Source organism: Vogesella sp. LIG4, assembly GCF_900090205.1.
In the GTDB taxonomy this organism is placed as follows: domain Bacteria; phylum Pseudomonadota; class Gammaproteobacteria; order Burkholderiales; family Chromobacteriaceae; genus Vogesella.
On record NZ_LT607802.1, the window covers coordinates 454,240 to 476,285 of the forward strand.

21 protein-coding genes and 2 tRNA genes are annotated in these 22,046 nt (G+C 63.9%); 3 read left to right on the forward strand and 20 right to left on the reverse strand.

Annotated features, from left to right (window positions below):
• Positions 1–44 precede the first annotated feature (44 nt).
• Positions 45–545, reverse strand: a complete 501-nt coding sequence (def, locus tag PSELUDRAFT_RS02160) for a peptide deformylase (protein ID WP_088965297.1) — start codon at positions 543–545, stop codon at positions 45–47.
• 60 nt (positions 546–605) lie between these two features.
• A complete protein-coding gene (gene plsY, locus PSELUDRAFT_RS02165) occupies positions 606–1,238 on the reverse strand; it encodes a glycerol-3-phosphate 1-O-acyltransferase PlsY (RefSeq protein WP_088965298.1) in 633 nt (210 codons plus the stop codon).
• Positions 1,239–1,306: 68 nt separating this feature from the next.
• On the opposite strand from plsY, the gene folB reads away from it, so the two are divergent.
• Positions 1,307–1,666 (forward strand): dihydroneopterin aldolase, encoded by a 360-nt coding sequence (gene folB, locus PSELUDRAFT_RS02170; RefSeq protein ID WP_088965299.1) that lies wholly within the window; start codon positions 1,307–1,309, stop codon positions 1,664–1,666.
• An 89-nt stretch (positions 1,667–1,755) separates the two neighbouring features.
• On the opposite strand, the gene PSELUDRAFT_RS19130 is transcribed toward folB, so the two are convergent.
• From PSELUDRAFT_RS19130 to mutY, 13 genes are all read right to left on the reverse strand, one after another.
• Positions 1,756–2,058 carry a hypothetical protein gene (locus tag PSELUDRAFT_RS19130; protein ID WP_157724986.1) on the reverse strand — a complete coding sequence of 101 codons (303 nt, stop codon included), beginning with the start codon at positions 2,056–2,058 and terminating at the stop codon, positions 1,756–1,758.
• Between the two features lie 111 nt (positions 2,059–2,169).
• Positions 2,170–2,556, reverse strand: coding sequence for a group II truncated hemoglobin (locus tag PSELUDRAFT_RS02175; protein ID WP_088965300.1), 387 nt, complete (start codon positions 2,554–2,556; stop codon positions 2,170–2,172).
• Between the two features lie 243 nt (positions 2,557–2,799).
• Positions 2,800–4,056 carry a D-amino acid dehydrogenase gene (locus PSELUDRAFT_RS02180; RefSeq protein ID WP_088965301.1) on the reverse strand — a complete coding sequence of 419 codons (1,257 nt, stop codon included), beginning with the start codon at positions 4,054–4,056 and terminating at the stop codon, positions 2,800–2,802.
• An 89-nt stretch (positions 4,057–4,145) separates the two neighbouring features.
• Positions 4,146–5,006, reverse strand: a complete 861-nt coding sequence (locus PSELUDRAFT_RS02185; RefSeq protein ID WP_088965302.1) for a protein-glutamate O-methyltransferase CheR — start codon at positions 5,004–5,006, stop codon at positions 4,146–4,148.
• Between the two features lie 63 nt (positions 5,007–5,069).
• Positions 5,070–5,420 (reverse strand): iron-sulfur cluster insertion protein ErpA, encoded by a 351-nt coding sequence (gene erpA / locus PSELUDRAFT_RS02190; RefSeq protein WP_088965303.1) that lies wholly within the window; start codon positions 5,418–5,420, stop codon positions 5,070–5,072.
• 93 nt (positions 5,421–5,513) lie between these two features.
• Positions 5,514–6,557, reverse strand: a complete 1,044-nt coding sequence (argC, locus tag PSELUDRAFT_RS02195; protein WP_088965304.1) for an N-acetyl-gamma-glutamyl-phosphate reductase — start codon at positions 6,555–6,557, stop codon at positions 5,514–5,516.
• A 255-nt stretch (positions 6,558–6,812) separates the two neighbouring features.
• Entirely contained in the window at positions 6,813–7,205 is a 393-nt protein-coding gene (rpsI, locus tag PSELUDRAFT_RS02200; RefSeq protein ID WP_088965305.1) for a 30S ribosomal protein S9, read from the reverse strand.
• A gap of 17 nt (positions 7,206–7,222) precedes the next feature.
• Complete coding sequence (rplM, locus tag PSELUDRAFT_RS02205) at positions 7,223–7,651, reverse strand: 50S ribosomal protein L13 (protein WP_088965306.1); 429 nt, start codon at positions 7,649–7,651, stop codon at positions 7,223–7,225.
• Positions 7,652–8,016: 365 nt separating this feature from the next.
• Positions 8,017–8,730, reverse strand: a complete 714-nt coding sequence (gene deoD / locus PSELUDRAFT_RS02210) for a purine-nucleoside phosphorylase (RefSeq protein WP_088965307.1) — start codon at positions 8,728–8,730, stop codon at positions 8,017–8,019.
• 144 nt (positions 8,731–8,874) lie between these two features.
• Positions 8,875–10,098, reverse strand: a complete 1,224-nt coding sequence (locus PSELUDRAFT_RS02215) for a phosphopentomutase (protein ID WP_088965308.1) — start codon at positions 10,096–10,098, stop codon at positions 8,875–8,877.
• Between the two features lie 73 nt (positions 10,099–10,171).
• Positions 10,172–10,939, reverse strand: coding sequence for a deoxyribose-phosphate aldolase (deoC, locus tag PSELUDRAFT_RS02220; protein WP_088965309.1), 768 nt, complete (start codon positions 10,937–10,939; stop codon positions 10,172–10,174).
• 46 nt (positions 10,940–10,985) lie between these two features.
• Complete coding sequence (locus tag PSELUDRAFT_RS02225; RefSeq protein ID WP_088965310.1) at positions 10,986–13,196, reverse strand: bifunctional (p)ppGpp synthetase/guanosine-3',5'-bis(diphosphate) 3'-pyrophosphohydrolase; 2,211 nt, start codon at positions 13,194–13,196, stop codon at positions 10,986–10,988.
• A 37-nt stretch (positions 13,197–13,233) separates the two neighbouring features.
• Entirely contained in the window at positions 13,234–14,292 is a 1,059-nt protein-coding gene (gene mutY, locus PSELUDRAFT_RS02230; RefSeq protein WP_088968353.1) for an A/G-specific adenine glycosylase, read from the reverse strand.
• A 122-nt stretch (positions 14,293–14,414) separates the two neighbouring features.
• Here mutY and PSELUDRAFT_RS19985 point away from each other — a divergent pair, with 122 nt between their 5' ends.
• Complete coding sequence (locus tag PSELUDRAFT_RS19985; protein WP_088965311.1) at positions 14,415–17,567, forward strand: THUMP domain-containing protein; 3,153 nt, start codon at positions 14,415–14,417, stop codon at positions 17,565–17,567.
• A 79-nt stretch (positions 17,568–17,646) separates the two neighbouring features.
• Positions 17,647–18,246 (forward strand): MarC family protein, encoded by a 600-nt coding sequence (locus tag PSELUDRAFT_RS02240; protein ID WP_088965312.1) that lies wholly within the window; start codon positions 17,647–17,649, stop codon positions 18,244–18,246.
• 11 nt (positions 18,247–18,257) lie between these two features.
• On the opposite strand, the gene PSELUDRAFT_RS02245 is transcribed toward PSELUDRAFT_RS02240, so the two are convergent.
• The 5 genes from PSELUDRAFT_RS02245 to hppD all read right to left on the reverse strand — a co-directional run bounded on the left by PSELUDRAFT_RS02245 (position 18,258) and on the right by hppD (position 21,721).
• Complete coding sequence (locus PSELUDRAFT_RS02245; protein WP_088968354.1) at positions 18,258–19,259, reverse strand: HD domain-containing phosphohydrolase; 1,002 nt, start codon at positions 19,257–19,259, stop codon at positions 18,258–18,260.
• 157 nt (positions 19,260–19,416) lie between these two features.
• Positions 19,417–19,492: transfer RNA gene (locus PSELUDRAFT_RS02250), tRNA-Phe, on the reverse strand.
• A gap of 22 nt (positions 19,493–19,514) precedes the next feature.
• Positions 19,515–19,590: transfer RNA gene (locus PSELUDRAFT_RS02255), tRNA-Phe, on the reverse strand.
• Positions 19,591–19,712: 122 nt separating this feature from the next.
• The gene (gene maiA / locus PSELUDRAFT_RS02260; RefSeq protein WP_088965313.1) at positions 19,713–20,369 is read right to left on the reverse strand and encodes a maleylacetoacetate isomerase; all 657 of its coding nucleotides are present in this window, start codon (positions 20,367–20,369) and stop codon (positions 19,713–19,715) included.
• Between the two features lie 278 nt (positions 20,370–20,647).
• Positions 20,648–21,721, reverse strand: coding sequence for a 4-hydroxyphenylpyruvate dioxygenase (hppD, locus tag PSELUDRAFT_RS02265; protein WP_088968355.1), 1,074 nt, complete (start codon positions 21,719–21,721; stop codon positions 20,648–20,650).
• Positions 21,722–22,046 lie beyond the last annotated feature (325 nt).

A 22,046-nucleotide genomic window follows, 5' to 3' on the forward strand; every position in this document is an offset into this window, starting at 1 on the left:
AACAGCAGCAAGACAGAACGGCACCCTCGGGTGCCGTTGTCGTTTCAGCGTGGCCGCAACCACTGCGGGTGGCGCCAGTACAGCCAGCGCTGCCGCCAGCGTGGCAGGTGGTCGATGAATACCCGTCCGGCCAGATGATCCAGCTCATGCTGGATGGCCACTGCCAGGAAATCGGCAGCCTTGATTTGCTGCCAGCTGCCATCCGCCCCCTGCGCCCGCAGCGTGATGCGGTTGGCGCGGCCAACCTTGCCGCGCACGCCGGGCAGCGACAGGCAGCCCTCGGTGTTGACGTCGTAGCCGCTGCTGTCCAGCAATTGCGGGTTGATCAGCACCAGCGGCGCATCGCGGTTATCGCTGACATCCAGCACCGTCACCGCCAGGCTGATGCCCAGCTGCGGCGCGGACAGCCCTACCGCGTTGCGGGAGGCGTACAGGGTATCGGCCAGGTCGGCCAGCAGCGGCAGCACGGCAGCGATGTCGCCTACCGGGCGTGCCGGCTGGCGCAGGCAGGGGTCTGCCAGGGAAACAATGGGGCGAACAGGCATGACGGGCACCGGCAGCCCGATCGCGCTGCGTACCGCCCCGGCACGCAGCGCAGCGGCAACTCAGGGCTGGCTGGAGTTGCCGGAAGACGATTTGCCGATCTTGTCTTCCTGGCCGGTCAGCAGCTTGATCAGGTTGGATTTATGACGATGGATCACCAGAATCGCAATGATGATGCAGCTGCCGAAGTACACGCTTTGCGGCCCGACAATAAAGTAGGCATAAACCGGCACCAGCACGCAGGCGGTAATGGCGGACAGCGAGGAGATCTTCACCACGAAGGCCATGAACAGCCAGGTGGCTACTGCCGCCAGCGCCAGCCATACGTTGAAGGCGAACAGCACGCCCACCGCGGTGGCCACGCCCTTGCCGCCCTTGAAGCCGAAGAACACCGGCCACATGTGACCGATCAGCACCGCGAGGCCGGCCATCGCCACCCCCTGCTCGCTCAAGCCGTAGGCCGGGCCGAAGGCATGTACCAGCGCCACCGCCACCCAACCCTTGAGGCCATCCCCCAGCAGCGTCAGCGCCGCCGCCAGCTTCTTGCCACTGCGCAGCACATTGGTGGCGCCGGGGTTTTTCGAGCCGTAGGTACGCGGGTCGTCCATGCCCATAAACTTGGACACGATCACGGCAAAGGACAGGGAGCCCAGCAGGTAGGCGCCCAAAATGAAGGCAAATGCTGTTGTGGTCATGTCTTATCCACTAGAATGCAAGGCTTGGCATTTTACGGTATCGGGCACTAAACCCAAAGCCCGCGACGATGGACATCATTTACTTGCGCGAAGTGCGCGCCGAAACAGTGATTGGCGTGTACGACTGGGAGCGCACCGCGTCCCAAACCGTCCTGCTGGACATTGAATACGGCATTCCCAGCGAAGTGCCCTGCCACAGCGACGACATCGGCGACACCATTCACTACGGCGAAGTGGTGGAGCGCGTGCGCGACTCTCTGGCCGAACAGCATTTCCTGCTGATCGAAGCCCTGGCCGAACACATCGCCCGCATCGTGCGCGAGGAGTTCGGCGCGCCGTGGGTGAAGGTGGCGGTAACCAAGCTGAACATCCTGCCCGACGTGAAGCACGTCGGCGTGATGATAGAACGCGGCCACCGCCCGCACTGAAATAGCGCCGCCGCAAAGCACATGGCCCGCGATAACGCGGGCCATTTGTCTTGTCGGGCCATTTGTCTTGTCAGGCCAGGTACGCAGCACTACCACGCCAGCTTCCAGCGCACTTCCGCCCGATGCGGGTCCAGCTTCAGTAACAGCCGTGCCTTGTTATCCAGCTTCAGGCTCGGTTGCAGGCTGAAGTGCCCGCTGCCGACATCTTCCGTCTCAAGGGCGAACGCGCCAGCCTGCCACAGCACATTATCCTGGTGGCTCTGCAACTGCTCCTGCCGGCCTGCATCTGCCGGGCGGGCACTGCCACACCATATGGCAGCCGGCATGCAGGCCCCCAGCGCTGGTGCGATAAAAAGGCCGGGTAATAGCAACCGGCCGATGACACGATTCATGGCGTTCGTCCCGCAAAGCGACAAACTGTCGTCACTTTTTCAGCATGGACCATCCACCAATACATGCAAGCATTGATTACAATTTCAATGCTTTATTTATGCTGGCTGATTTTACTCTTCCTGGTTCCGCATGAAGTCCGCAGTGTTGTAGAACGCCTCCAGCAGCTTGGCTTTCAGCCAGTCCTCGCACACCAGCTCGTCCACCGCCTGCTGCATGCACTTCATCCACATATCGCGTGCTTCGCTATCCACGGCAAACGGCATGTGGCGCATGCGCAAGCGCGGGTGGCCGAACTTCTCGATGAACAGCTGCGGGCCGCCCAGCCAGCCGGACAGGAACATGAACAGCTTTTCGCGCGAACCGGCCAGGTCGGCCGGATGCATGTCGCGCAGCGGCTTCACCGCCGGATCGCTGTCCATGATGTCGTAGAAGCGGTCGGTCAGCCAGCGCACCACGCCGGCACCGCCCAGGAGTTCGTATGGGGTCATTTCCTGCATTATCTCTTCACCATCGCGTCAAGCAGGGCGGCATGGTAGCACGTGCGGCCAACCCTGCTCTGCCCTGCATCAAACCAGGGCACCTCGAAACACCCGGCTTTCGTCGTGAGACTGCATTGCACGCAAAAAATGCCGCCCGGTATATCACCCTTATGCTGCGTCGGCAGTTGCGTTCGCGCCTTGTCTCGCCGCGACCTGGCCCTATTGGCACCCCGGGTTTTGCGAGGCCGCCACTGGCTGCACTCAGCCGCGCAGGAACGGGAAATCGAGCGCCGGCTGCTGCCCGCTGAGCAAGGCCGCCAGCGCCCGACCCGAGCCGGGGCCCTCGGTCCAGCCCAGCGTGCCGTGACCGGTATTCAGCCACAGGTTGTCAAAACGCAAGCGCCCGATCAGCGGCACGTTGCCGGGAGTGGCCGGGCGCAGGCCGCTCCAGAAGCGCGCCGCCTGCCAGTCGCAGGCATCGCCGAACAGCTCGCGCGCCCGGCGCAACAGCGCAGCGCAACGCAGCGGGTTGAGATGGCTGGAGTAGCCGGACAGCTCGGCGGTGCCGGCGATGCGCAGCATATCGTCCAGCCGCGAGAACACCAGCTTATGCGATTCATCGGTAATGCTGACCTGTGGCGCCAGGCTGCCGTCCAGTACCGGCACGGTGGCGGAGTAGCCCTTCAGCGGATACACCGGCAGGCGCAGGCCCAGCGGCTGCAGTAGCAGCGGGCTGTGGCTGCCCAGCGCCAGCACGAAGGCGTCGGCCGCCACGTTGTCGTAGCTGCCATCCGGCCCGGTGATCGACACCCGGGTGATGCGCCCGCCGGCCGGCTCCAGCGCATTGATGCGCGTCTGGTAGCGGAACGTCACCCCGGCGGCCACGCAGGCATCGGCCAGCTGCCTGCTGAAGCGGTGCACGTCACCGGATTCGTCGCTCTCGCACCAGGTGGCAGCCAGCAGCCGCGGCGCGATGGATGCCAGTGCCGGCTCGCGCGCCACCGCCTCGCTGACGCTGATCAGTTCGCGGCGTATACCCTGTGCGGCCAACAGCCGGCAGGCATGTTCGGCATGGCGCACTCCCTGCCGGTTGAACAGCAGCGCCAGGATGCCCTGCTGCCGGTGCGCGTAGCTGGGCGCCAGTTGCTGGCGCAGCTCGGAGAAGGTCTGCTGGCTGTAGCGCCCCAGCGCCACCATGGCCTTGAGGTTGGCCGCATGGCGGCTGTAACGACACTCGCCAAGAAAGCCGGCGATCCAGCGCCATTGCTGCAGATCGATGCGCGGGCGGAACAGCAGCGGCGCATCGCCGCGCGGCAGCCACTTGAGCACCTGCCACGGCGTGGCCGGGTGCGCCCACGGTTCGGACTGGCTGACGGAAATCTGGCCGCCATTGGCAAAGCTGGTTTCCCGCGCCGGGCCGCTGGCGCGGTCTATCACCTCCACCTCGTGTCCTGCCTGCCGCAGAAACCAGGCCGAGCTGATCCCGACAATGCCTGCCCCCAGCACCACCACCTTCATTGCCAACCCCCAAGAACTAACGGCCCGCATGGGGCCGTTTATTGTCAGACAAGGGCATAGTAATGCTGCGGGCGCAGCATGCCAAGCCGTCAGGCCTTGCCGGGCGTCAGCTGGTACACCGTCTTGCCCTTGAGGGTGAAGTAGTCGGAAGCGAAATAGAAGTTTTCGGAGTGGCCGACAAACAGCAGCCCGTGCGGCTTGATCAGCGGGTGAAACTTCTTCAGCACCGCGAACTGGGTATCGCGGTCGAAATAGATCATCACGTTGCGGCAGAAGATGGCATCGAACTGCTTGCGGATGCCCCAGCTGCTGTCGATCAGGTTCAGCCGCGAAAACTGGATCATGTCGCGCAGCAGCGGCTTGGCCTGGAAGCTGCCATCAGGCTGCTTGTCAAAGTACTTCACCGCATAGCCCGCCGGCAGCTTGGCCACTTTTTCCGCGCTGTAGATGCCCTTGCGGCCAGCATCCAGCATGCTGGTATCCAGGTCGGTGGCCATGATGTGGATGGGCGGCTTGCTGCCGGGAAACGCCTCCAGCGCCGTCATGGCGATGGAGTACGGCTCCTCGCCGGACGAGGCCGCCGAGCACCAGATATTGATCTCGCCCTTGCCGGTCAGCGAACGCAGAAAGCTGTCCAGAATGTGGAAGTGATGCTCTTCGCGGAAGAAGAAAGTGAGGTTGGTGGTGAGCGCATTGACGAACTGTTCGAACTCGCGCTTGCCGGCCAGGCTCTGCAGAAAGTCGATATAGGCGGCAAACGATGGCAGTTTCAGCTCGCGGATGCGGCGCACCAGCCGGCCGTACACCATGTCCTTCTTGGTGGGGTTGAGCGCGATGCCGGCTTCCTTGTGGATCAGCGCGCGAATGCGCTCGAAGTCGTGATCATTGAAAGCGAATTCGCGCTTCAGCTCGAACTTGGGCAGCTCGATTGGCGGAACCTTGTTCTGCATGCCGTTCTCCGCAAAATAAAAAACCCGGGCGCAGACCCGGGTTTCCGTGGTGCAAGGACCGGATTATACCGAGAACGAGGAACCACAGCCGCAGGTGGTCTGGGCATTCGGGTTACGGATCACGAACTGCGAGCCTTCCAGGCTGTCCTGGTAATCGATCTCGGCGCCCACCAGGTACTGGTAGCTCATCGGGTCGACCAGGAACACCACGCCACCACGTTCAATAGAGGTATCGTCTTCATTGGCGATTTCGTCAAACGTGAAACCGTACTGGAAGCCGGAGCAGCCACCACCGGTCACGAACACGCGCAGTTTCAGGTCAGGATTACCCTCTTCTGCCACCAGGTCGCGCACCTTGTCGCATGCAGCGTCGGTAAACATGATCGGGGACAGGGTTTCGGTTGCAGCAGTCATGTCTCAAGCCTTTCACAACGGGACAGGCCGCGCCGGCGGCCTTTCATCCTAGTATTTTAGTCGGATATTGGGCCGCTTGGCGAGCTTTCAAGTTCAAGGCAGCAGCGGCACGATGTCCAGACCGGCGTTTTCCGGCTGACCGAACATCAGGTTCATCACCTGCACCGCCTGGCCGGACGCGCCTTTCACCAGGTTGTCCTCCACCACCAGGATGATCAGCAGATCGCCATTGTTCGGGCGATGCACCGCAATGCGCGCGGTGTTGCTGCCGCGTACCGAGCGGGTTTCCGGGCAGCTGCCGGCCGGCAGCACGTCCACGAACGGCTCGCCGGCAAAGCGCTGCTCGAACAGCTGCTGATAGTCCACATCGCGGCCCTGCGGCTGGATGCGGGCGTAGATGGTGGAATGGATGCCGCGGATCATCGGTGTCAGGTGCGGCACGAAGGTTAGCTTTACCGGCGCGCCGTGGATGGTGCTCAGCCCCTGCTCGATTTCCGGCGAATGGCGATGGCCCTTCACGCCGTAGGCCTTGAAGTTGTCACCGGCCTCGGCAAACAGGGTGCCCACCTCGGCCTTGCGGCCGGCGCCGGACACGCCGGACTTGCAGTCGGCGATCAGGCTCTGGCTATCGATATACTGCTTGCCACCTTCCAGCAACGGCAGCAGACCAAGCTGCACCGAGGTCGGGTAGCAGCCGGCCATGCCGATCAGCCGCGCCTGTTTGATTGCCTCGCGGTTCACTTCCGGCAAGCCGTATACCGCCTCATCCAGCAGGTCGGTACAGCTATGCTCCATGGCGTACCACTTGGCGAATACCGCCGGGTCTTTCAGACGAAAATCCGCCGCCAGGTCGATAACCTTCACCCCGGCTTCCAGCAGTTCGCGCGCCTGCGCCATGGCCACGCCGTGCGGGGTGGCGAAAAACACCACGTCGCACTGCTTGAGATCGCTTTCGTCCGGCGTGGTAAACGCCACATCCACACGGCCTCGCAGCGACGGGAACATCTCGGCCACCTTCATGCCGGCTTCCTTGCGCGAGGTAACGGCGACCACCTCCGCCCCCGGATGGTTGGCCAACAGACGCAACAGCTCGACACCGGTGTAGCCGGTGCCGCCGACGATGCCCACTTTGATCATGCGAGGCTCCTTGATGTAAATAAATGTCGCAAAGGCGACATGTTAAGGAGTGCGACAGTGCAATGCAACAAAGAAAAAAGCCACCGCGAACGGTGGCTGCCGGCTGCGGCCAACTTGCGGTGGCGGGTACTGCCATACCAATAGCAGCGGCAGCCTTCCTACTTGTACTGTCAAGCCCTTCGCTACGCGAAAGCGCTTGGCCAAAACAAAAAAGCCACCGCAAGCGGTGGCTTTTCGAACATCGCAACAAGCAGATTAACGCTTGGAGAATTGCTTGCGACGACGGGCCTTGCGCAGACCAACTTTCTTACGTTCCACTTCACGGGCATCGCGAGTAACGAAGCCAGCGGTGGACAGGGTCGGCTTCAGCTCGGCGCTGAAGTCGATCAGGGCACGGGTGATGCCCAGGCGGATCGCGCCGGACTGGCCGGTTTCGCCGCCACCGGAAACGTTGACCATGATGTCGAACGATTCCAGGTGTTCGGTCAGCTGCAGCGGCTGACGGATAACCATGCGACCGGTTTCGCGAGCGAAATACTGGTCAACCGGCTTGCCGTTAACGATGATCTGACCGGAGCCCTTTTGCATGAACACACGAGCTACGGAGCTCTTGCGACGGCCAGTGCCGTAGTAGTATTTACCGTTCATCTATGTTGCCTCGAGAATCAGAATTCCAGCACTTTCGGCTGTTGTGCGGCGTGCGGGTGCTCTGCGCCGGCGTATACCTTGAGCTTCTTGATCATGGCGTAGCCCAGCGGACCTTTCGGCAGCATGCCCTTCACGGCTTTTTCCAGAACGCGCTCCGGGAACTGGTTTTGCAGTTCGGTGAAATTGCGTTCGTAGATACCGCCCGGGTAGCCGGAGTGACGGTAGTACTTCTTGTCCAGTGCCTTGTTACCGGTAACGCGCAGTTTGTCTACGTTAACGACAACGATGTAATCGCCGGTATCAACGTGCGGAGTGAATTCCGGCTTGTGCTTGCCACGCAGGCGACGAGCGATTTCAGCAGCGAGACGACCCAGTACTTTGTCTTGGGCGTCGACCACGAACCACTCGCGCTTTACCTCATGCGGCTTGGCAGAAAAGGTCTTCATGGAAACTCTTCCATCGTAATTCTTGAAAGTTCCGGATTCTATTACAGTGAGGTTATGGCTGTCAAACCAAACTGCCGGTTCAAGGTCTTGTGCGGCAATGGAAAAGCCGGAACGCAACAACAGGTGGCAAAAGCAAAAAAAGAGCGCAATCAGACGGTCTGATTGCGCCAAGTTCCACCTATTGAAGGAGGATGGAGGAGACAACACCAAAACGCACACTGAGGGTGAAACGTCCTGATGCGCTTTGATTATCATGCGGGCATTTGATTTTGGCAAGATTTTTTTGTGCGCCGCATCAAAAAGGTTGGCCGCATACCACATGCGGCCAACACCGGCTGCGTCAGACGTGCGGCTGCCAGGCCGGATTACAGCGCCAGAGCGGTTTCCAGCGCGATTTCCATCATGTCGTGGAAGCTGGTCTGCCGCGCTTCTGCATCCATCGCCTCGCCGGTGGGAATCACATCCGACACCGTGAGTATGCCCAGCGCCCGTGCACCGTATTGCGCCGCAACACCGTAGATGCCGGCCACTTCCATTTCCACCGCATTCACGTTCATGCCCTTGAGCACGTCCAGCAGCTGCGGCTGCACGCCGTAGAACAGGTCGGAGGAAAACACATTGCCCACCTGCACCGGCTTGCCCAGCCGCGCGGCGGCATCCACCGCGGTGCGCAGCAGCTGGAAGTCGGCAATGGCGGCAAAGTCATGGTCGAGAAAGCGCATGCGGTTGACCTTGCTGTCGGTGCAGGCCCCCATGGCGACCACCACGTCGCGCAGCCCCAGACGCGCGCCATCTACCGAGCCGCAGGAGCCGATGCGGATCAGCGTGCCCACGCCGTAATCCTTGATCAGCTCGGTGGCATAGATGCTGGCCGAGGGAATGCCCATGCCGTGCGCCATTACCGACAGCCGGCGGCCGCGGTAGCTGCCGGTGTAGCCAAACACATTACGCACTGAGGTCACCTGCACTGCGTCCTGCAGATAGGTTTCCGCGATCAGCCTGGCGCGCAGCGGGTCGCCCGGCATCAGCACGATGTCGGCGAAATCGCCTTGTTCCGCGCCAATATGCGGTGTTGCCATGTTTCAGCCTCCTGGTATTGCCCGGCGGCGCCCGTTACACGGCAGCCGCGGCCTGTGCCGCGCGGGATCGGTGCGCCAGGCACCGCCGGGTGGTCGCGCCGGGGAAACGTCCGTATCCGTCCGTGTATTTCCCCGGCACAAAAATCATGACGCCAGAAACGACGTCCCGTAGTCCATCGCTGGCAGCCCCAGCCAGGCGGCCACGCTCTGACCGATGTCGGCGAAGCTGGCGCGCTCGCCGATGCTGCCCGCCGCCACCTGCCGGCCGTAGCACAGCACCGGAATATGCTCGCGGGTGTGGTCGGAACCCGGCCAGGTCGGGTCGCAGCCGTGGTCGGCGGTGAGGATCACGATATCGTCGTCGCCCAGCCGTGCCAGCAACTCCGGCACGCGCGCGTCGAAGGCTTCCAGCGCGCGGGCATAGCCCGCCACATCGCGGCGATGACCGTAGCTGGAGTCGAAATCGACGAAGTTGGTGAAGATGATGCTGTGGCCGGGCGTGGCATCCATTGCCGCCAGGGTTTGCTGCCACAGCTCGTCCAGCCCGGTGGCTTTCACCTTGCGGGTGATGCCGATGTGGGCATAGATGTCGGCGATCTTGCCGATGGACACCACTTCGCCACCGGCCTCGGCCAGCTTCTGCAGTACGGTGGGCGCCGGTGGCGGCAGTGCAAGGTCCTTGCGGTTGCCGGTGCGCACAAAGCTGCCCGGCGCATCGCCAACAAAGGGCCGCGCGATCACGCGGCCGATGTTGTACGGCGCCAGCAGGCGGCGGGTGATGTCGCACAGCGCGTACAGCCGCTGCAGCCCGAACGTCTGCTCATGGCAGGCGATCTGGAACACCGAATCGGCCGAGGTATAGAAGATGGGCTTGCCGCTGGCCATGTGCTCCGCGCCCAGGCGGTCGATGATCTCGGTGCCGCTGGCGTGGCAGTTGCCCAGCCAGCCCGGCAGAACGGCCTCGCGCATGATGGCGGCCAGCAGTGCCGGCGGAAAGCTGTTCTCCCGCGCGCTGAAATAGCCCCAGTCGAACAGCACCGGCACGCCGGCGATCTCCCAGTGCCCGGACGGCGTGTCCTTGCCGCTGGACAGCTCGCGCGCATAGCCGTAGGCGGCAATCGGCGCCGCGCGCGCCATGCCCGCAGGGAAATAAGCGGAGGACAGCTCACAGGCATGCGCCAGCCCCAGCGCCGATAGATTGGGCAAGCACAGCGGCCCGCTGCGGCCGACGTTGGCCGCACCACTGGCGGCAGCGCGGGCAATGCTGCCCAGGGTATTGCTGCCGACATCACCGAAGCGGTCGGCATCGGCACTGGCGCCGATGCCCAGCGAATCCAGCACCAGCAGGATGGCGCGTCGCTTGCTCATGGCAGTCTCCTTGGCTGTTCTGTGCTGCTGTCATCGCGCATCATCGCGCCATGGCCAGGGTGCGGCAAGCGCCTCAGTAGCCGCGGCCGGGTGCCGCCGCCTGGCCGGCGATCACCGCCTGCAGATTGGCCAGCAGGCCGGAGGCGCCAAAGCGGAAGTGCGCCGGCGTCAGCCAGGCGGCCCCCATGATGTCCCGCGCCAGTTGCAGGTAGACGGCGGCATCGGCCAGCGTGCGCACCCCGCCCGCCGCCTTGAAGCCGGCGTCGCGGCCGCTGTCACGTATCGCCTGCAGCATGATGCGCGCGGCTTCCGGCGTGGCATTCACCGCCACCTTGCCGGTGGAAGTCTTGAGAAAATCGGCGCCGGCTGCCAGCGCGATCTCGCTGGCCTGGCGAATGGCCGCCGGGCTGGCCAGCTCGCCGCTTTCGATGATCACTTTCAGCAGCCGCCCATCGCAGGCGACCTTGCAGGCCGACACCAGCTCGGCGCCTAGCGCGGCATTGCCAGCCAGCAGCGCGCGCCAGGGGAACACCACGTCCACCTCGTCGGCGCCGTAGGCGATGGCGGCACGGGTCTCCGCCACCGCGATGGCGATGTCACCGTCGCCATGCGGGAAGTTGGCCACCGTGGCCACCCGCACCTGCGGCAGGCCGGCGGCGGCCAGCGCCTTGCGCGCGTCCGCCACGAAGCGCGGGTAGACGCATACCGCCGCCACGGTGCCGGCAGCGCTGCCGGCCTGGGCGCACAGTGCACGCACCGTGTCGCGCGTGTCGTCATCGTTCAGAGTGGTGAGATCCATCAGCGACAGCGCCAGCCGCGCCGTGTTTACCGCGTCCTGCATGTCTGCCTCCCCAAGGTTGGCCGCATGCGGCCAACCTTGTCGCACCTTAGACGCGGCGTGCTTCCTGCACCCCGCGCACTTCCATCACATGCGCCAGTACGCGGCTGATGTCGCGCACGTGGCGCACCTCCACCGTGAAGCGCAGTTTGGCCTTCTGGTTGCGCGACAGGGTGTTGACGCCGATGACGTTGAGCTTCTCGCGCGAGAACACGTCGGAAATATCGCGCAGCAGCCCCGGGCGATCGGCGGCGTGCACCTCCAGGTCGATGGGGAACACGCTGCTCTTCTGCTCGCCCCAGTCGGCGGAGATCAGCCGCTCCGGCGCATCGGCCGACAGGCGCTTGAGGGTGATGCAGTTGCTGCGGTGAATGGAGATGCCGCGGCCACGGGTGACGAAGCCCACCACGCTGTCCGGCGGCGCCGGCTTGCAGCATTTGGCGAGGATGGTCATCAGGTTGCCCACGCCTTCGATCAGCACGCCGCCGGCATCATGGCTGCCCTTGCTGCGGCGGATGATGTCGTCGGCGGTCAACTCCACCACCGGCGGCGGCGCAAAGCTTTCGATGGCGTTGACCATCGCACGCAGGCTCACTTCGCCGTGGCCGATGGCGCCGTATAGCTCGTCCAGCCGGTCGTAGCCCAGCTTCTCGGCCAGTGCCGACAGATTGGGCTGCACATGCGGGTGGCGCGCCAGCTCGCGCTCGAAAACCTGCCGGCCGCTCTCGCGCACCGCGTCGGCATTCTGCTGGCGGATGAACTGGCGGATCTTGGAGATGGCGCGCGGGCTCTTCACCCAGCCTTCGTGCAGCCAGTTCACCGACGGGCCGCCATCCTTGGCGGTGAGAATCTCCACCCGCTGGCCGTTCTGCAGCGGGGTGGACAGCGGCACGATATTGCCTTCCACCTTGGCGCCGCGGCAGCGGTGGCCCACGTCGGTGTGCAGCGAGTAGGCAAAGTCGATGGGGGTGGCGCCATGCGGCAGCGCCAGCACCCGGCCCTGCGGCGTCAGCACGTAGATGGTGTCGGAGAACAGTTCGGTCTTGAAGGCGTCGGCCAGGTCGTCCTTGTCGGAGCCGGACATTTCCTCGCGCCAGTCCAGCAGTTGGCGCAGCCAGGAGATTTTCTCCTCGTACTGCGCATCGCCCTGCCCGCCTTCCTTGTAACGCCAGTGCGCCGCCACGCCGAACTCGGCGTGCTCGTGCATTTCGAAGGTGCGGATCTGCACCTCCACGCCGCGGTCTTCCGGGCCGATCACCGCGGTGTGCAGGCTGCGGTAGTCGTTGGCCTTGGGGTTGCTGATGTAGTCGTCGAACTCGCCGGGAATCGGCTGCCACATGCTGTGGATCAGGCCCAGCACGGTGTAGCAGTCCGGCAGCCGCTCCACCAGGATGCGCACCGCGCGAATATCGTACAGCTCGGAGAAATCGAGCCGTTTCTTCTTCATCTTCTTCCAGATGGAATAGATGTGCTTGGGCCGCCCGGCCACTTCACCCTTGATGCCGGCCTTTTTCAGCTCGGCGCGCAGGGTGTCCAGCACGCGCTCGATATAGTCGATGCGCTCCAGCCGGCGCTCGTCCAGCAGCTTGGCAATCTTCTTGTACTGCTCCGGCTCGGTATGGCGAAAGCCCAGGTCTTCCAGCTCCCACTTGATCTGCCACACCCCCAGGCGGTTGGCCAGCGGCGCGAACAGGTCCAGCGTTTCCTGCGCGATCTGCCGCCGCACGCGCTCGTCCGGCACCTCGGCCAGGTAGTGCATGGTCTGGGTGCGCCAGGCCAGCTCGATCAGCACCACGCGGATGTCGGCCACCATCGCCAGCAGCATCTTGCGCATGGTTTCCGCCTGCCTGGCACGATCGTCCGGCGTAGCCAGCTTGTCGATGCGCGCCAGTTCGGTGAGGCGCTGCACACGGTTGCCGCCTTCCACCAGCGTCAGCACGGTGCGGTTGAAGCCCTTGGGCAGCCATTCCTGCCAGTCGCTGCGGTATTCCGGCACCGCGAACAACAGCGTGGCAGCAATCGCATCCGGCAGCAGGTTGAGATCGGCCACGATAGCGGCGGCAGCCACCGCGTGGCTGAACACGTCCTCGCCGGTGTGCGGCAGGGTCTTGCCGGCGTACAGCTCGCGCGCGGCATCAAAGGCGCGGGTCAGCATGGCGCGCTCCTCGCTGCTGAGCGAGGCGCCAAGGTGGGCCAGCCAGTTGGCTGGATCGGCGGCGTCGGCCAGGGTATCGGCCACGGAACGGACTACGGAAACCATGTATCAACTCAACCTTGCGGCCAACGCCGCGGCAAACTCATTCAGTAGGCACTTCACCCGACAAGGCCTGCAGCAGCAGGCGGCGCACCGGGGCCGGCACACCGGCATCCAGCGCCTCGCGCAGCGGCAGCCACTGCCAGCCATTGTCGGCGCAGACGCTGCCCGCCAGCCGGACCAGGTCCACACATTGGGGCGTGATGGTCAATTTAAAATGGGTAAACACATGCAGTAATGGCGGCCAGGCCGGGCGCAGCTCACCGTCGCCGTTGGCCGCAAGCCAGTCGGCCACCGCCAGCGTGGAATCGAACTGCGGCAGCGACAGCAGGCCGCCCCAGATGCCGGTGGGCGGGCGGCGCTCCAGCAGCACCTCGCCCTGGCGCAGCGCCAGCAGCATCACCGTTTCGCGCTCCGGCACCGCCTTCTTCGGCTTCTTCACCGGCAGTTCGGCGGTGCGGCCGTCGCGCGCGGCCACGCAGCCATCCACCATCGGGCACACGGTACAGGCCGGCTTGCTGCGGGTGCAGACCGTGGCGCCCAGGTCCATCAGCCCCTGGGTGTAGGCCACCATGTCGGCGTTGTCCAGCGGCAGCAGCCGTGCGGCCAACTGCCACATCTGGGCTTCCACCTGTTTTTCGCCGGGGAAGCCTTCCACGCCGAAACAGCGCGCCAGCACCCGTTTGACGTTACCGTCGAGAATGGTCTCGCGCAGGCCGAAGCAGAAGGCGGCAATCGCCGCGGCGGTGGAGCGGCCGATGCCCGGCAGCGTTTCGATCTCCTCGCGCTGGCGCGGGAATGCGCCGCCGAAATCGCTCATCACCTTCTGCGCCGCCTTGTGCAGGTTGCGGGCGCGGGTGTAGTAGCCAAGACCGCTCCAGTAGGCCAGCACGTCATCCACCGGCGCCGCGGCCAGCGCGGCCAGGTCGGGAAAGCGTTCCAGGAAGCGCGGGTAGTAGCCGAGCACGGTTGTTACCTGGGTCTGCTGCAGCATGATCTCCGACAGCCACACCCGGTACGGGTCGCTTACCTGCCACGGCAGGCCATGCCTGCCGTGCGTTTTTTGCCAGGCCACCAGTCTGGGCGCGAATTGCTGTTCCACCGCCAAACACCATTGCCTATAGAAATCGAACCGGCCATGGTAAACCAAAGGTTGGCACCAACCAAGCGGGGGGCGGGCGAATAGGCTAGAATGGTGGATTGTTTTCAAAGGATTACCGCTTTATGTCCACCTTCCGCTCCCGCCAGCGCGCCTCCCTGCGCCGTCAGCCCACCACGCCTGCCGAGCGCAACACCCCTGCCGCGGGGCAACAGCCGCCCGCCGGCCAGGCTCAGGGCAAGCCGCGCTTCGGCAACCCGGAGCGTCGTGAAGGTGGCTTCAAGCGCGAAGGCGAGTTCCAGCCGCGTGGCGATCGCCAGTTCGACAAGCCGCGTTTCGGTGGCAACGAGCAGCGTCGTGAAGGTGGCTTCAAGCGCGAAGGCGAGTTCCAGCCGCGCGGCGACCGTCAGTTCGACAAGCCGCGCTTCGGTGGCGACAAGCCCCGCGAAGGCGGCTTCAAGCGCGAGGGCGAGTTCCAGCCGCGTGGCGAGCGTCAGTTCGACAAGCCGCGTTTCGGTGGCGACAAGCCCCGCGAAGGCGGCTTCAAGCGCGAGGGCGAGTTCCAGCCGCGTGGCGACCGTCAGTTCGACAAGCCGCGTTTCGGTGGCGACAAGCCCCGCGAAGGCGGCTTCAAGCGTGAGGGCGAGTTTCAGCCGCGTGGCGACCGCCAGTTCGACAAGCCGCGTTTCGGTGGCGACAAACCCCGCGAAGGCGGCTTCAAGCGTGAGGGCGAGTTCCAGCCGCGTGGCGACCGCCAGTTCGACAAGCCGCGCTACGGCAACGAACACCGCGAAGGTGGCTTCAAGCGCGAAGGCGAGTTCCAGCCGCGAGGCGAGCGTCAGTTCGACAAGCCGCGCTATGGCAACGAACACCGCGAGGGTGGCTTCAAGCGCGAAGGCGAGTTCCAGCCGCGTGGCGAGCGTCAATTCGACAAGCCGCGTTTCGGCGGCAACGAGCAGCGCCGCGAAGGCGGCTTCAAGCGCGAAGGCGAGTTCCAGCCGCGTGGCGATCGTCAGTTCGACAAGCCGCGTTTCGGTGGCAACGAACAGCGTCGTGAAGGCGGCTTCAAGCGCGAAGGCGAGTTTCAGCCGCGTGGCGATCGTCAGTTCGACAAGCCGCGCTTTGGTGGCAACGAGCAGCGCCGTGAGGGTGAATTCCAGCCGCGTGGCGAACGCGAGCACGGCCAGCATCGGCAGCATGATCACCATGAAGGCGGCTTCCGTCGCAACGACGGCCTGAAGCGCGAAGGCAGCCAGCACCATCGCCACGAGTTCCAGCCACGTGGCGACCACGCCATCGAGAAACCGCGCACGCTGTTCGGCGGCAAAACACCTGCGGCCAACCCGCAGCCGGCAGCGGAAGATGCACCGCAGGAGAAGCGCTACACCCGCGACCGCGTGGCCGGCCGTGGCGGCAAGGCACACCCGGACTACGTGGCACCGCCGCCGCGCCCGGAGCAGGAAGACGCACCGGCCGCAGCAGCCCCGCAGGCACCCCGCACCAGTTTTCTGAAGCGCGTGAACGATGAACAGTCCGACGCACCGCGCGAGCAGGCGCCGCGCAGCTTTGATCAACCGCGCCACGGCGCTGGCGACAAGCCGCGTTTCGGCGGCGAGCGTCGTGAAGGCGAATTCCAGCCGCGTGGCGAGCGTAACTTTGACAAGCCGCGCTTCGGCGGCGAACGTCGTGAAGGCGAGTTCCAGCCGCGTGGCGAACGCAGTTTTGACAAGCCGCGCTTCGGCGGCGAACGTCGCGAAGGCGAATTCCAGCCGCGTGGCGAGCGCAGCTTCGACAAGCCGCGCTTCGGCGGCGAACGTCGTGAAGGCGAATTCCAGCCGCGTGGCGAGCGCAGCTTCGACAAGCCGCGCTTCGGCGGCGAACGTCGTGAAGGCGAATTCCAGCCGCGTGGCGAGCGTAGCTTCGACAAGCCGCGCTTCGGCAACAACGAACGTCGTGAGGGCGGTTTCCGCCGTGACGACGAGGTGCAGCCGCGCACCCTGTTCGGCAAAGGCCAGCAGGAAAGCGGCGAGCGTGGCGAACGCAGCGACAAGGTTGGCCGCACGGCATTCGTGAAGACCCAGTTCCGCGCGCTGCAGGAAAACGAGCTGGCGCTGTTCGCCAGCTGCCCGCGTGGCCTGGAAAAAATCCTGGCCGACGAAATCACCCAGCAGGGCGGCAGCGAACTGCAGCTCACCGACGGCGGCATCGCCTTCATCGGCAGCCGTGAAGTGATGATGCGCGTCAACCTGCATTCGCGCGTGGCCAGCCGCCTGCTGATGCAACTGAGCCAGGGCAGCTTCCGCGAAGAGCGCGACATCTACGAACTGGCGCGTGCCATCGACTGGCCGGCACTGTTCGCCGTGAGCTGCACCATCAAGGTGAACACCGACGGCCATGCGCGCCTGCGCAGCATGGACTATGTGTCGCTGCTGGTGAAGGACGCCATCTGCGACCGCTTCCGCGAAGCCGGCGGCGAGCGCCCCAGCGTGGACACCCGCCACCCGGACATGCGCATCCGCGTGTTCATCTCCGGCTTCGACGTGCAGATCTACCTGGACACCAGCGGTGAAGCGCTGTTCAAGCGCGGCTGGCGCGAGGAAACCGGCGAGGCGCCGCTGCGCGAGAACCTGGCAGCCGGCATCCTGCTGCTGAGCGGCTACAACGGCAGCCAGCCGCTGCTGGATCCGATGTGCGGCAGCGGCACCTTCCTGGTGGAAGCCGCCGACATCGCGCTGAACCGCGCGCCGGGCCGCGAGCGCCACTTCGCCTTCGAGCAACTGCACGGCCACAACGACATCCTGTGGCACAGCATCCGCAACGATGCCGTGCTGGCCCAGCGCAAGTTGGCCGCATTGCCGCTGTACGGCAACGACCGCGACCCGGAGCTGGTGGCCATTGCCCGCCGCAACCTGGCGCGCGCCGACATCGAGCCGCTGGTTACCCTCAGCTGCGGCGATGCCACCGAGTTGGCCGCACCGGCCGACAGCGGCCTGATCGTGTGCAACCCGCCGTACGGCGTACGCCTGGACGAACAGGACGCGCTGGCCGAGCTGTACCCGCTGCTGGCCACCTGGCTGAAGCGCAACTTCGCCGGCTGGTACGCGCACTTCATGACGGCCGACACCCGCCTGCCGTCGCTGATGCGCCTGTCCACCAGCAGCCGCCCGCCGCTGTTCAACGGCCCGCTGGCCTGCCATGTCTACGGCTTCGAGCTGGTGGCCGGCTCCAACCGCAAGGAAAAGCCGGCTGACGATAGCCAATCCAGCGATAGTCAATAAGACTGTTTGTAAGCTATGGTGCAAAAGGGCGTCTCGTTACGCCCTTTTTCTTATTGAGATCCCGCCAACGGAACGCCCGATGAACACATCCTTCCTGTCCGCCACCGTACTGCTAATCCTGATCACCGACCCGCTGGGCAACATCCCGCTGTTCATCTCGGCATTGAAAAAGGTGAAGCCGGAGCGCCGGCGCAAGGTGGTGTACCGCGAATGCCTGATCGCCTACATCGTGCTGCTGACCTTCATGTTCTTCGGCAAGGGCTTCCTGGAGGTGATGCACCTGACCGACGAAAGCCTGCGCGTGGCCGGCGGGGTGATCCTGTTCCTGATCGCGCTGAAGATGATCTTTCCCGGTGAAGGCGGCCAAAGCGCCAACCAGATCACCGGCGAGCCCTTCATCGTACCGATCGCGGTACCGCTGATCGCCGGCCCCTCGGCCATGGCCACCGTGCTGCTGATGTCCACCCGCGAACCGGAGCGCATGCTGGAATGGATAGGCGCGTTGAGCATCACCATGCTGGTAACACTGCTGGTCTTCCTGTTCTCCGGCAAGATTCACCGCCTGCTGGGCGAGCAGGCAATGACGGCAATGGAACGTCTGATGGGCCTGATCCTCACCGCCATCTCCATCGAGATGCTGCTGGGCGGCGTGGCGGCGTATATCAAGAAGCTGGGCTGACCCGCCCGGTATTACTGCGCCAGCCCCTGCGGCCCGTCGCGCAGCTGCAGGTAGACCGCCATGATCTCCTCGCGGGCAGCGAAGAAGGCATCCACCACCTGCGGGTCGAAATGCCTGCCGCGCTGCTCCTGCAGGTAGGCCAGCGCATCTTCCAGCGGCCAGGCCGGCTTGTAGGGGCGTGCGGAGGTGAGCGCATCGAATACGTCCGCCACTGCCACGATGCGGCCAACCAGCGGGATGGCCTCCCCTGCCAGGCCATTGGGATAGCCGCTGCCGTCGAATTTTTCGTGGTGCGTCATGGCGATGTGATAGGCCATTTCCAGCAAGGGAGAGCTGCTGCCGCGCAGGAACTCCGCGCCGCGGACAGCGTGCGACTGCATGGTGTCGAACTCTTCCACCGACAGGCGGCCGGGCTTGAGCAGCACGTGATCGGGAATGGCCACCTTGCCGATGTCGTGCATCGGAGCAGCCAACAGCAGCAGCTCCTGCACGTGCTCATCCAGCCCCAGCTGGGCGGCGATGATGCACGAATACTGCGCCATGCGTTCGAGGTGGCGCCCGGTTGCCTGGTCGCGCGACTCGGCCATGCGCGACAGGCGCATGATCAGGTCCTGCGCGGCTGATTCGCGCAAGCGCTGCTGCGCCTCGCGCAGGCGTAGCAGGTTGTTGATGCGCGCCCGCGTTTCCGCCGGCTCCAGCGGTTCGGTGAGAAAGTCGGTAGCCCCCAGTGCCAGTGCGTCCTGGCGCACGCCCTGCATGTCACTGGCGGTAACCATGACGATGGGGACATCGGCAAGCTGCGGCATGGCACGCAGCTCGCGCAGCAGGGCCATGCCGTCCATGTCCGGCATCATGTAGTCGGTCAGGATCAGGTCCGGGGTGTTGAAGCGGCACCAGTGCAGCGCACTCTGCGACTCGGTCATGGCCACCAGCCTGCAGCCGTCGATGCGGCGCACCATATGCGCCAGCAACAGCAGGTTGGTTTCATTGTCATCCACAAGCAGAACAGTCATGTCCATGACGGGCTTTCACTACGGATTGCCGGCAGCCGCTGTCACGGCAGCGCACGGCGAAGATCGCGAAATGGCCGCAAGCACCACCCCGCTGCTTCGAATCTAGTAGAGATGAAAAAAAGCCGCAATCCCTTGAGGATTGCGGCTTTTCATAATCTGGTGGCCAATCTCGGAATCGAACCAAGGACACACGGATTTTCAATCCGTTGCTCTACCAACTGAGCTAATTGGCCAGATGTCTGCTGCAGGAAAGAGTGGTGGCCAATCTCGGAATCGAACCAAGGACACACGGATTTTCAATCCGTTGCTCTACCAACTGAGCTAATTGGCCTCTTTGCCGCGCACTTGCGTGCTGCATCAGAGGGACGCATTAAAGCAGATCGAGATTTATGCGTCAAGGCTTTTCCGGAAAAAACCGCCGAAATCGACGGTTTTTTCAAATCTGCTGCTTTTTTATGCAGCATCCGGCTGCCGCGACGGATGCGCCGCAGCAAAGGCCGGCACGTGCTCCAGCCGGCCGGCAATGGCGGCCAGCAGCGGGTACGGCGCCATGTCGACATTAAAGCGATGTGCATTGAATACCTGCGGCAGCAGGCAGGCATCGGCCAGGGTGGGCACATCGCCAAAACAGTACTGGCCTGCCGTTGCGGCCAACTGCTGCTCCAGCGCGGCAAAGCCGGCAGCCACCCAGTGGCGATACCAGGCATTGCGCGCCTCTTCCGGCTGTTGCAGCTCGTTCTTCAGGTAATTGAGCACGCGCAGGTTGTTGATCGGGTGGATATCGCAGGCAATGCTCTGCGCCACCGCGCGTACCTGCGCTCGCAGCGCCGGGGCAACGGGCAGCAGGGCCGGTGTGTCCGGATAGGCATCTTCCAGGTATTCGCAGATGGCCAGCGACTGGGTGAGCAGCACCCCCTTGTCCAGCAGCGCCGGCACCAGCCCCTGCGGGTTCAGCGCCAGGTAGTCGCTGCCGCGCTGCTCGCCCTTCACCAGGCTTACCGGCTGCTGTTCATAAGCCAGCCCTTTGAGGTTGAGGGCGATGCGCACGCGGTAGGCGGCGGAGGAACGGAAATAGCCGTACAGGATGCGCGGGTTGGCGGGGTGGGTCATCGTGTTCTCCGTGGTATCAAAAAACGTTGGCCGCAAGCCAGAAGGCTGCGGCCACGCGTTCACTGCCTGAATTCGGCTGGCGGTGCCGGGCGGCCCAGATCGTCCACACCCTGCCACCGGCACCGCGGCCGAAACTTTGCGCATGCTCACAATCTGCTGCGCGTCGGCGATACCGCGTTAAAAACGGTTTCGGAATGCTCATTTACGCTGTGCAAATTCCGCTTCCTCAACCGTTTTTGCCTTGTCTCGCCCTGGCTCGCTAGATTGTGGACTCGTTCCTAGTCCGCGGACAGCACGCCGCGGCGGATCTGGTCTTCCTCGATGGATTCGAACAGCGCGCGGAAGTTGCCTTCGCCAAAGCCTTCATTGCCCTTGCGCTGGATGATCTCGAAGAAGATCGGGCCAATCACGGTTTCGGTAAAGATCTGCAGCAGGATGCCTTCCACCGGTGCGCCGTCGATCAGGATGCTGTTCTGCTGCAGGCGGGCCAGGTTCTCGCCGTGGTTCGGTACGCGCCGGTCCACTTTCTCGTAGTAGGTGGCCGGGGTGTCGAGGAAGCGGGTGCCGCGTGCCTTCAGGGTTTCCACCGTAGTGTAGATGTCATCGGTAGTCAGCGCGATGTGCTGGATGCCTTCGCCGTTGTACTGCTTGAGGAATTCCTCGATCTGGCTCTTGTCGTCGGAGGACTCGTTGATCGGGATGCGGATCTTGCCGCACGGGCTGGTCATCGCCTTGGACACCAGGCCGGTGAGCTTGCCTTCGATGTCGAAGTAGCGGATTTCCTTGAAGTTGCCGATGCCTTCGTAGAAGCCGGCCCACTTGGCCATATTGCCGCGGAACACATTGTGGGTGAGGTGGTCAATCACGCGCAGGCCCACGCCGGCCGGGTGCTGGTCCACGCCTTCCAGCGGTACGAAGTCGATGTCGTAGATGTCCTTGCTGCCGTAACGGTCCACGAAGTACAGCGCGGAGCCGCCGATGCCTTCCACTGCCGGGATGTTCAGCTCCATATAGCCGATCGGGCGGCTGTACGGTTTGGCGCCGTGCGCCAGTGCATATTCATACGCCTTGGCAGCATCCTGCACGCGCCAGGCCATGGCGCAGGCCGACGGGCCGTGCTGGCCAGCGAACACGCTGGCCGGCTGCGAGGATTCGGCATTGAGGATGAAGTTGATGTCGCCCTGGCGGAACAGGCTGACGTTCTTGCTGCGGTGGCGGGCTACTTCGATAAAGCCCAGCGACAGGAACAGGGCGGTGAGCCTGGCCACGCCGTCGGCATCGGGTGCGGTGTATTCGACAAACTCGAAGCCATCGGTAGCAAGCGGGTTCATCAGGTGCTGTTCCATCTTCATGCTGTTCTCCTCTGTACGGCCACGGGCGGCCATGTTGTGCTGGGTGAGCCAGGCGCCTGCAAACACACGGATACCAGGGAGATGAAAATGCTACACAGCCGCCAACAGCCGGAACTGCCAACGGTGCTGCACGCGGCTACCGCAAAGCGGCAGCACGGCGTTCTCCTCTTGTATGAAAGTACCCGGCGATCTGCTGTCGCCTAAGAAATGACTGGCTATGGCGCAGTATTCTAAGTAAACTTGCGGGCAATTTTCTTGCGATATAGTGCTGAGAAAATTAAAAACATAAAACAATATTCCAGAGCAAACCGACAATCAGGAGATA

Excerpts from the sequence above, each read along its gene's own strand:
- argC (WP_088965304.1), bottom strand. The coding sequence starts at position 6,557 with ATGATCAAAGTGGGCATCGTCGGCGGCACCGGCTACACCGGTGTCGAG.
- hppD (WP_088968355.1), bottom strand. The coding sequence starts at position 21,721 with ATGAAGATGGAACAGCACCTGATGAACCCGCTTGCTACCGATGGCTTC.
- rpsI (WP_088965305.1), bottom strand. The coding sequence starts at position 7,205 with ATGAACGGTAAATACTACTACGGCACTGGCCGTCGCAAGAGCTCCGTA.
- deoC (WP_088965309.1), bottom strand. The coding sequence starts at position 10,939 with ATGCAGGACGCGGTAAACACGGCGCGGCTGGCGCTGTCGCTGATGGAT.
- rplM (WP_088965306.1), bottom strand. The coding sequence starts at position 7,651 with ATGAAGACCTTTTCTGCCAAGCCGCATGAGGTAAAGCGCGAGTGGTTC.
- PSELUDRAFT_RS02175 (WP_088965300.1), bottom strand. The coding sequence starts at position 2,556 with ATGCAGGAAATGACCCCATACGAACTCCTGGGCGGTGCCGGCGTGGTG.
- PSELUDRAFT_RS02180 (WP_088965301.1), bottom strand. The coding sequence starts at position 4,056 with ATGAAGGTGGTGGTGCTGGGGGCAGGCATTGTCGGGATCAGCTCGGCC.
- PSELUDRAFT_RS02225 (WP_088965310.1), bottom strand. The coding sequence starts at position 13,196 with ATGGTTTCCGTAGTCCGTTCCGTGGCCGATACCCTGGCCGACGCCGCC.
- def (WP_088965297.1), bottom strand. The coding sequence starts at position 545 with ATGCCTGTTCGCCCCATTGTTTCCCTGGCAGACCCCTGCCTGCGCCAG.
- maiA (WP_088965313.1), bottom strand. The coding sequence starts at position 20,369 with ATGACCCACCCCGCCAACCCGCGCATCCTGTACGGCTATTTCCGTTCC.
- folB (WP_088965299.1), top strand. The coding sequence starts at position 1,307 with ATGGACATCATTTACTTGCGCGAAGTGCGCGCCGAAACAGTGATTGGC.
- PSELUDRAFT_RS19985 (WP_088965311.1), top strand. The coding sequence starts at position 14,415 with ATGTCCACCTTCCGCTCCCGCCAGCGCGCCTCCCTGCGCCGTCAGCCC.
- PSELUDRAFT_RS19130 (WP_157724986.1), bottom strand. The coding sequence starts at position 2,058 with ATGAATCGTGTCATCGGCCGGTTGCTATTACCCGGCCTTTTTATCGCA.
- erpA (WP_088965303.1), bottom strand. The coding sequence starts at position 5,420 with ATGACTGCTGCAACCGAAACCCTGTCCCCGATCATGTTTACCGACGCT.
- PSELUDRAFT_RS02185 (WP_088965302.1), bottom strand. The coding sequence starts at position 5,006 with ATGCAGAACAAGGTTCCGCCAATCGAGCTGCCCAAGTTCGAGCTGAAG.
- deoD (WP_088965307.1), bottom strand. The coding sequence starts at position 8,730 with ATGGCAACACCGCATATTGGCGCGGAACAAGGCGATTTCGCCGACATC.
- PSELUDRAFT_RS02245 (WP_088968354.1), bottom strand. The coding sequence starts at position 19,259 with ATGACTGTTCTGCTTGTGGATGACAATGAAACCAACCTGCTGTTGCTG.
- PSELUDRAFT_RS02215 (WP_088965308.1), bottom strand. The coding sequence starts at position 10,098 with ATGAGCAAGCGACGCGCCATCCTGCTGGTGCTGGATTCGCTGGGCATC.
- plsY (WP_088965298.1), bottom strand. The coding sequence starts at position 1,238 with ATGACCACAACAGCATTTGCCTTCATTTTGGGCGCCTACCTGCTGGGC.
- PSELUDRAFT_RS02240 (WP_088965312.1), top strand. The coding sequence starts at position 17,647 with ATGAACACATCCTTCCTGTCCGCCACCGTACTGCTAATCCTGATCACC.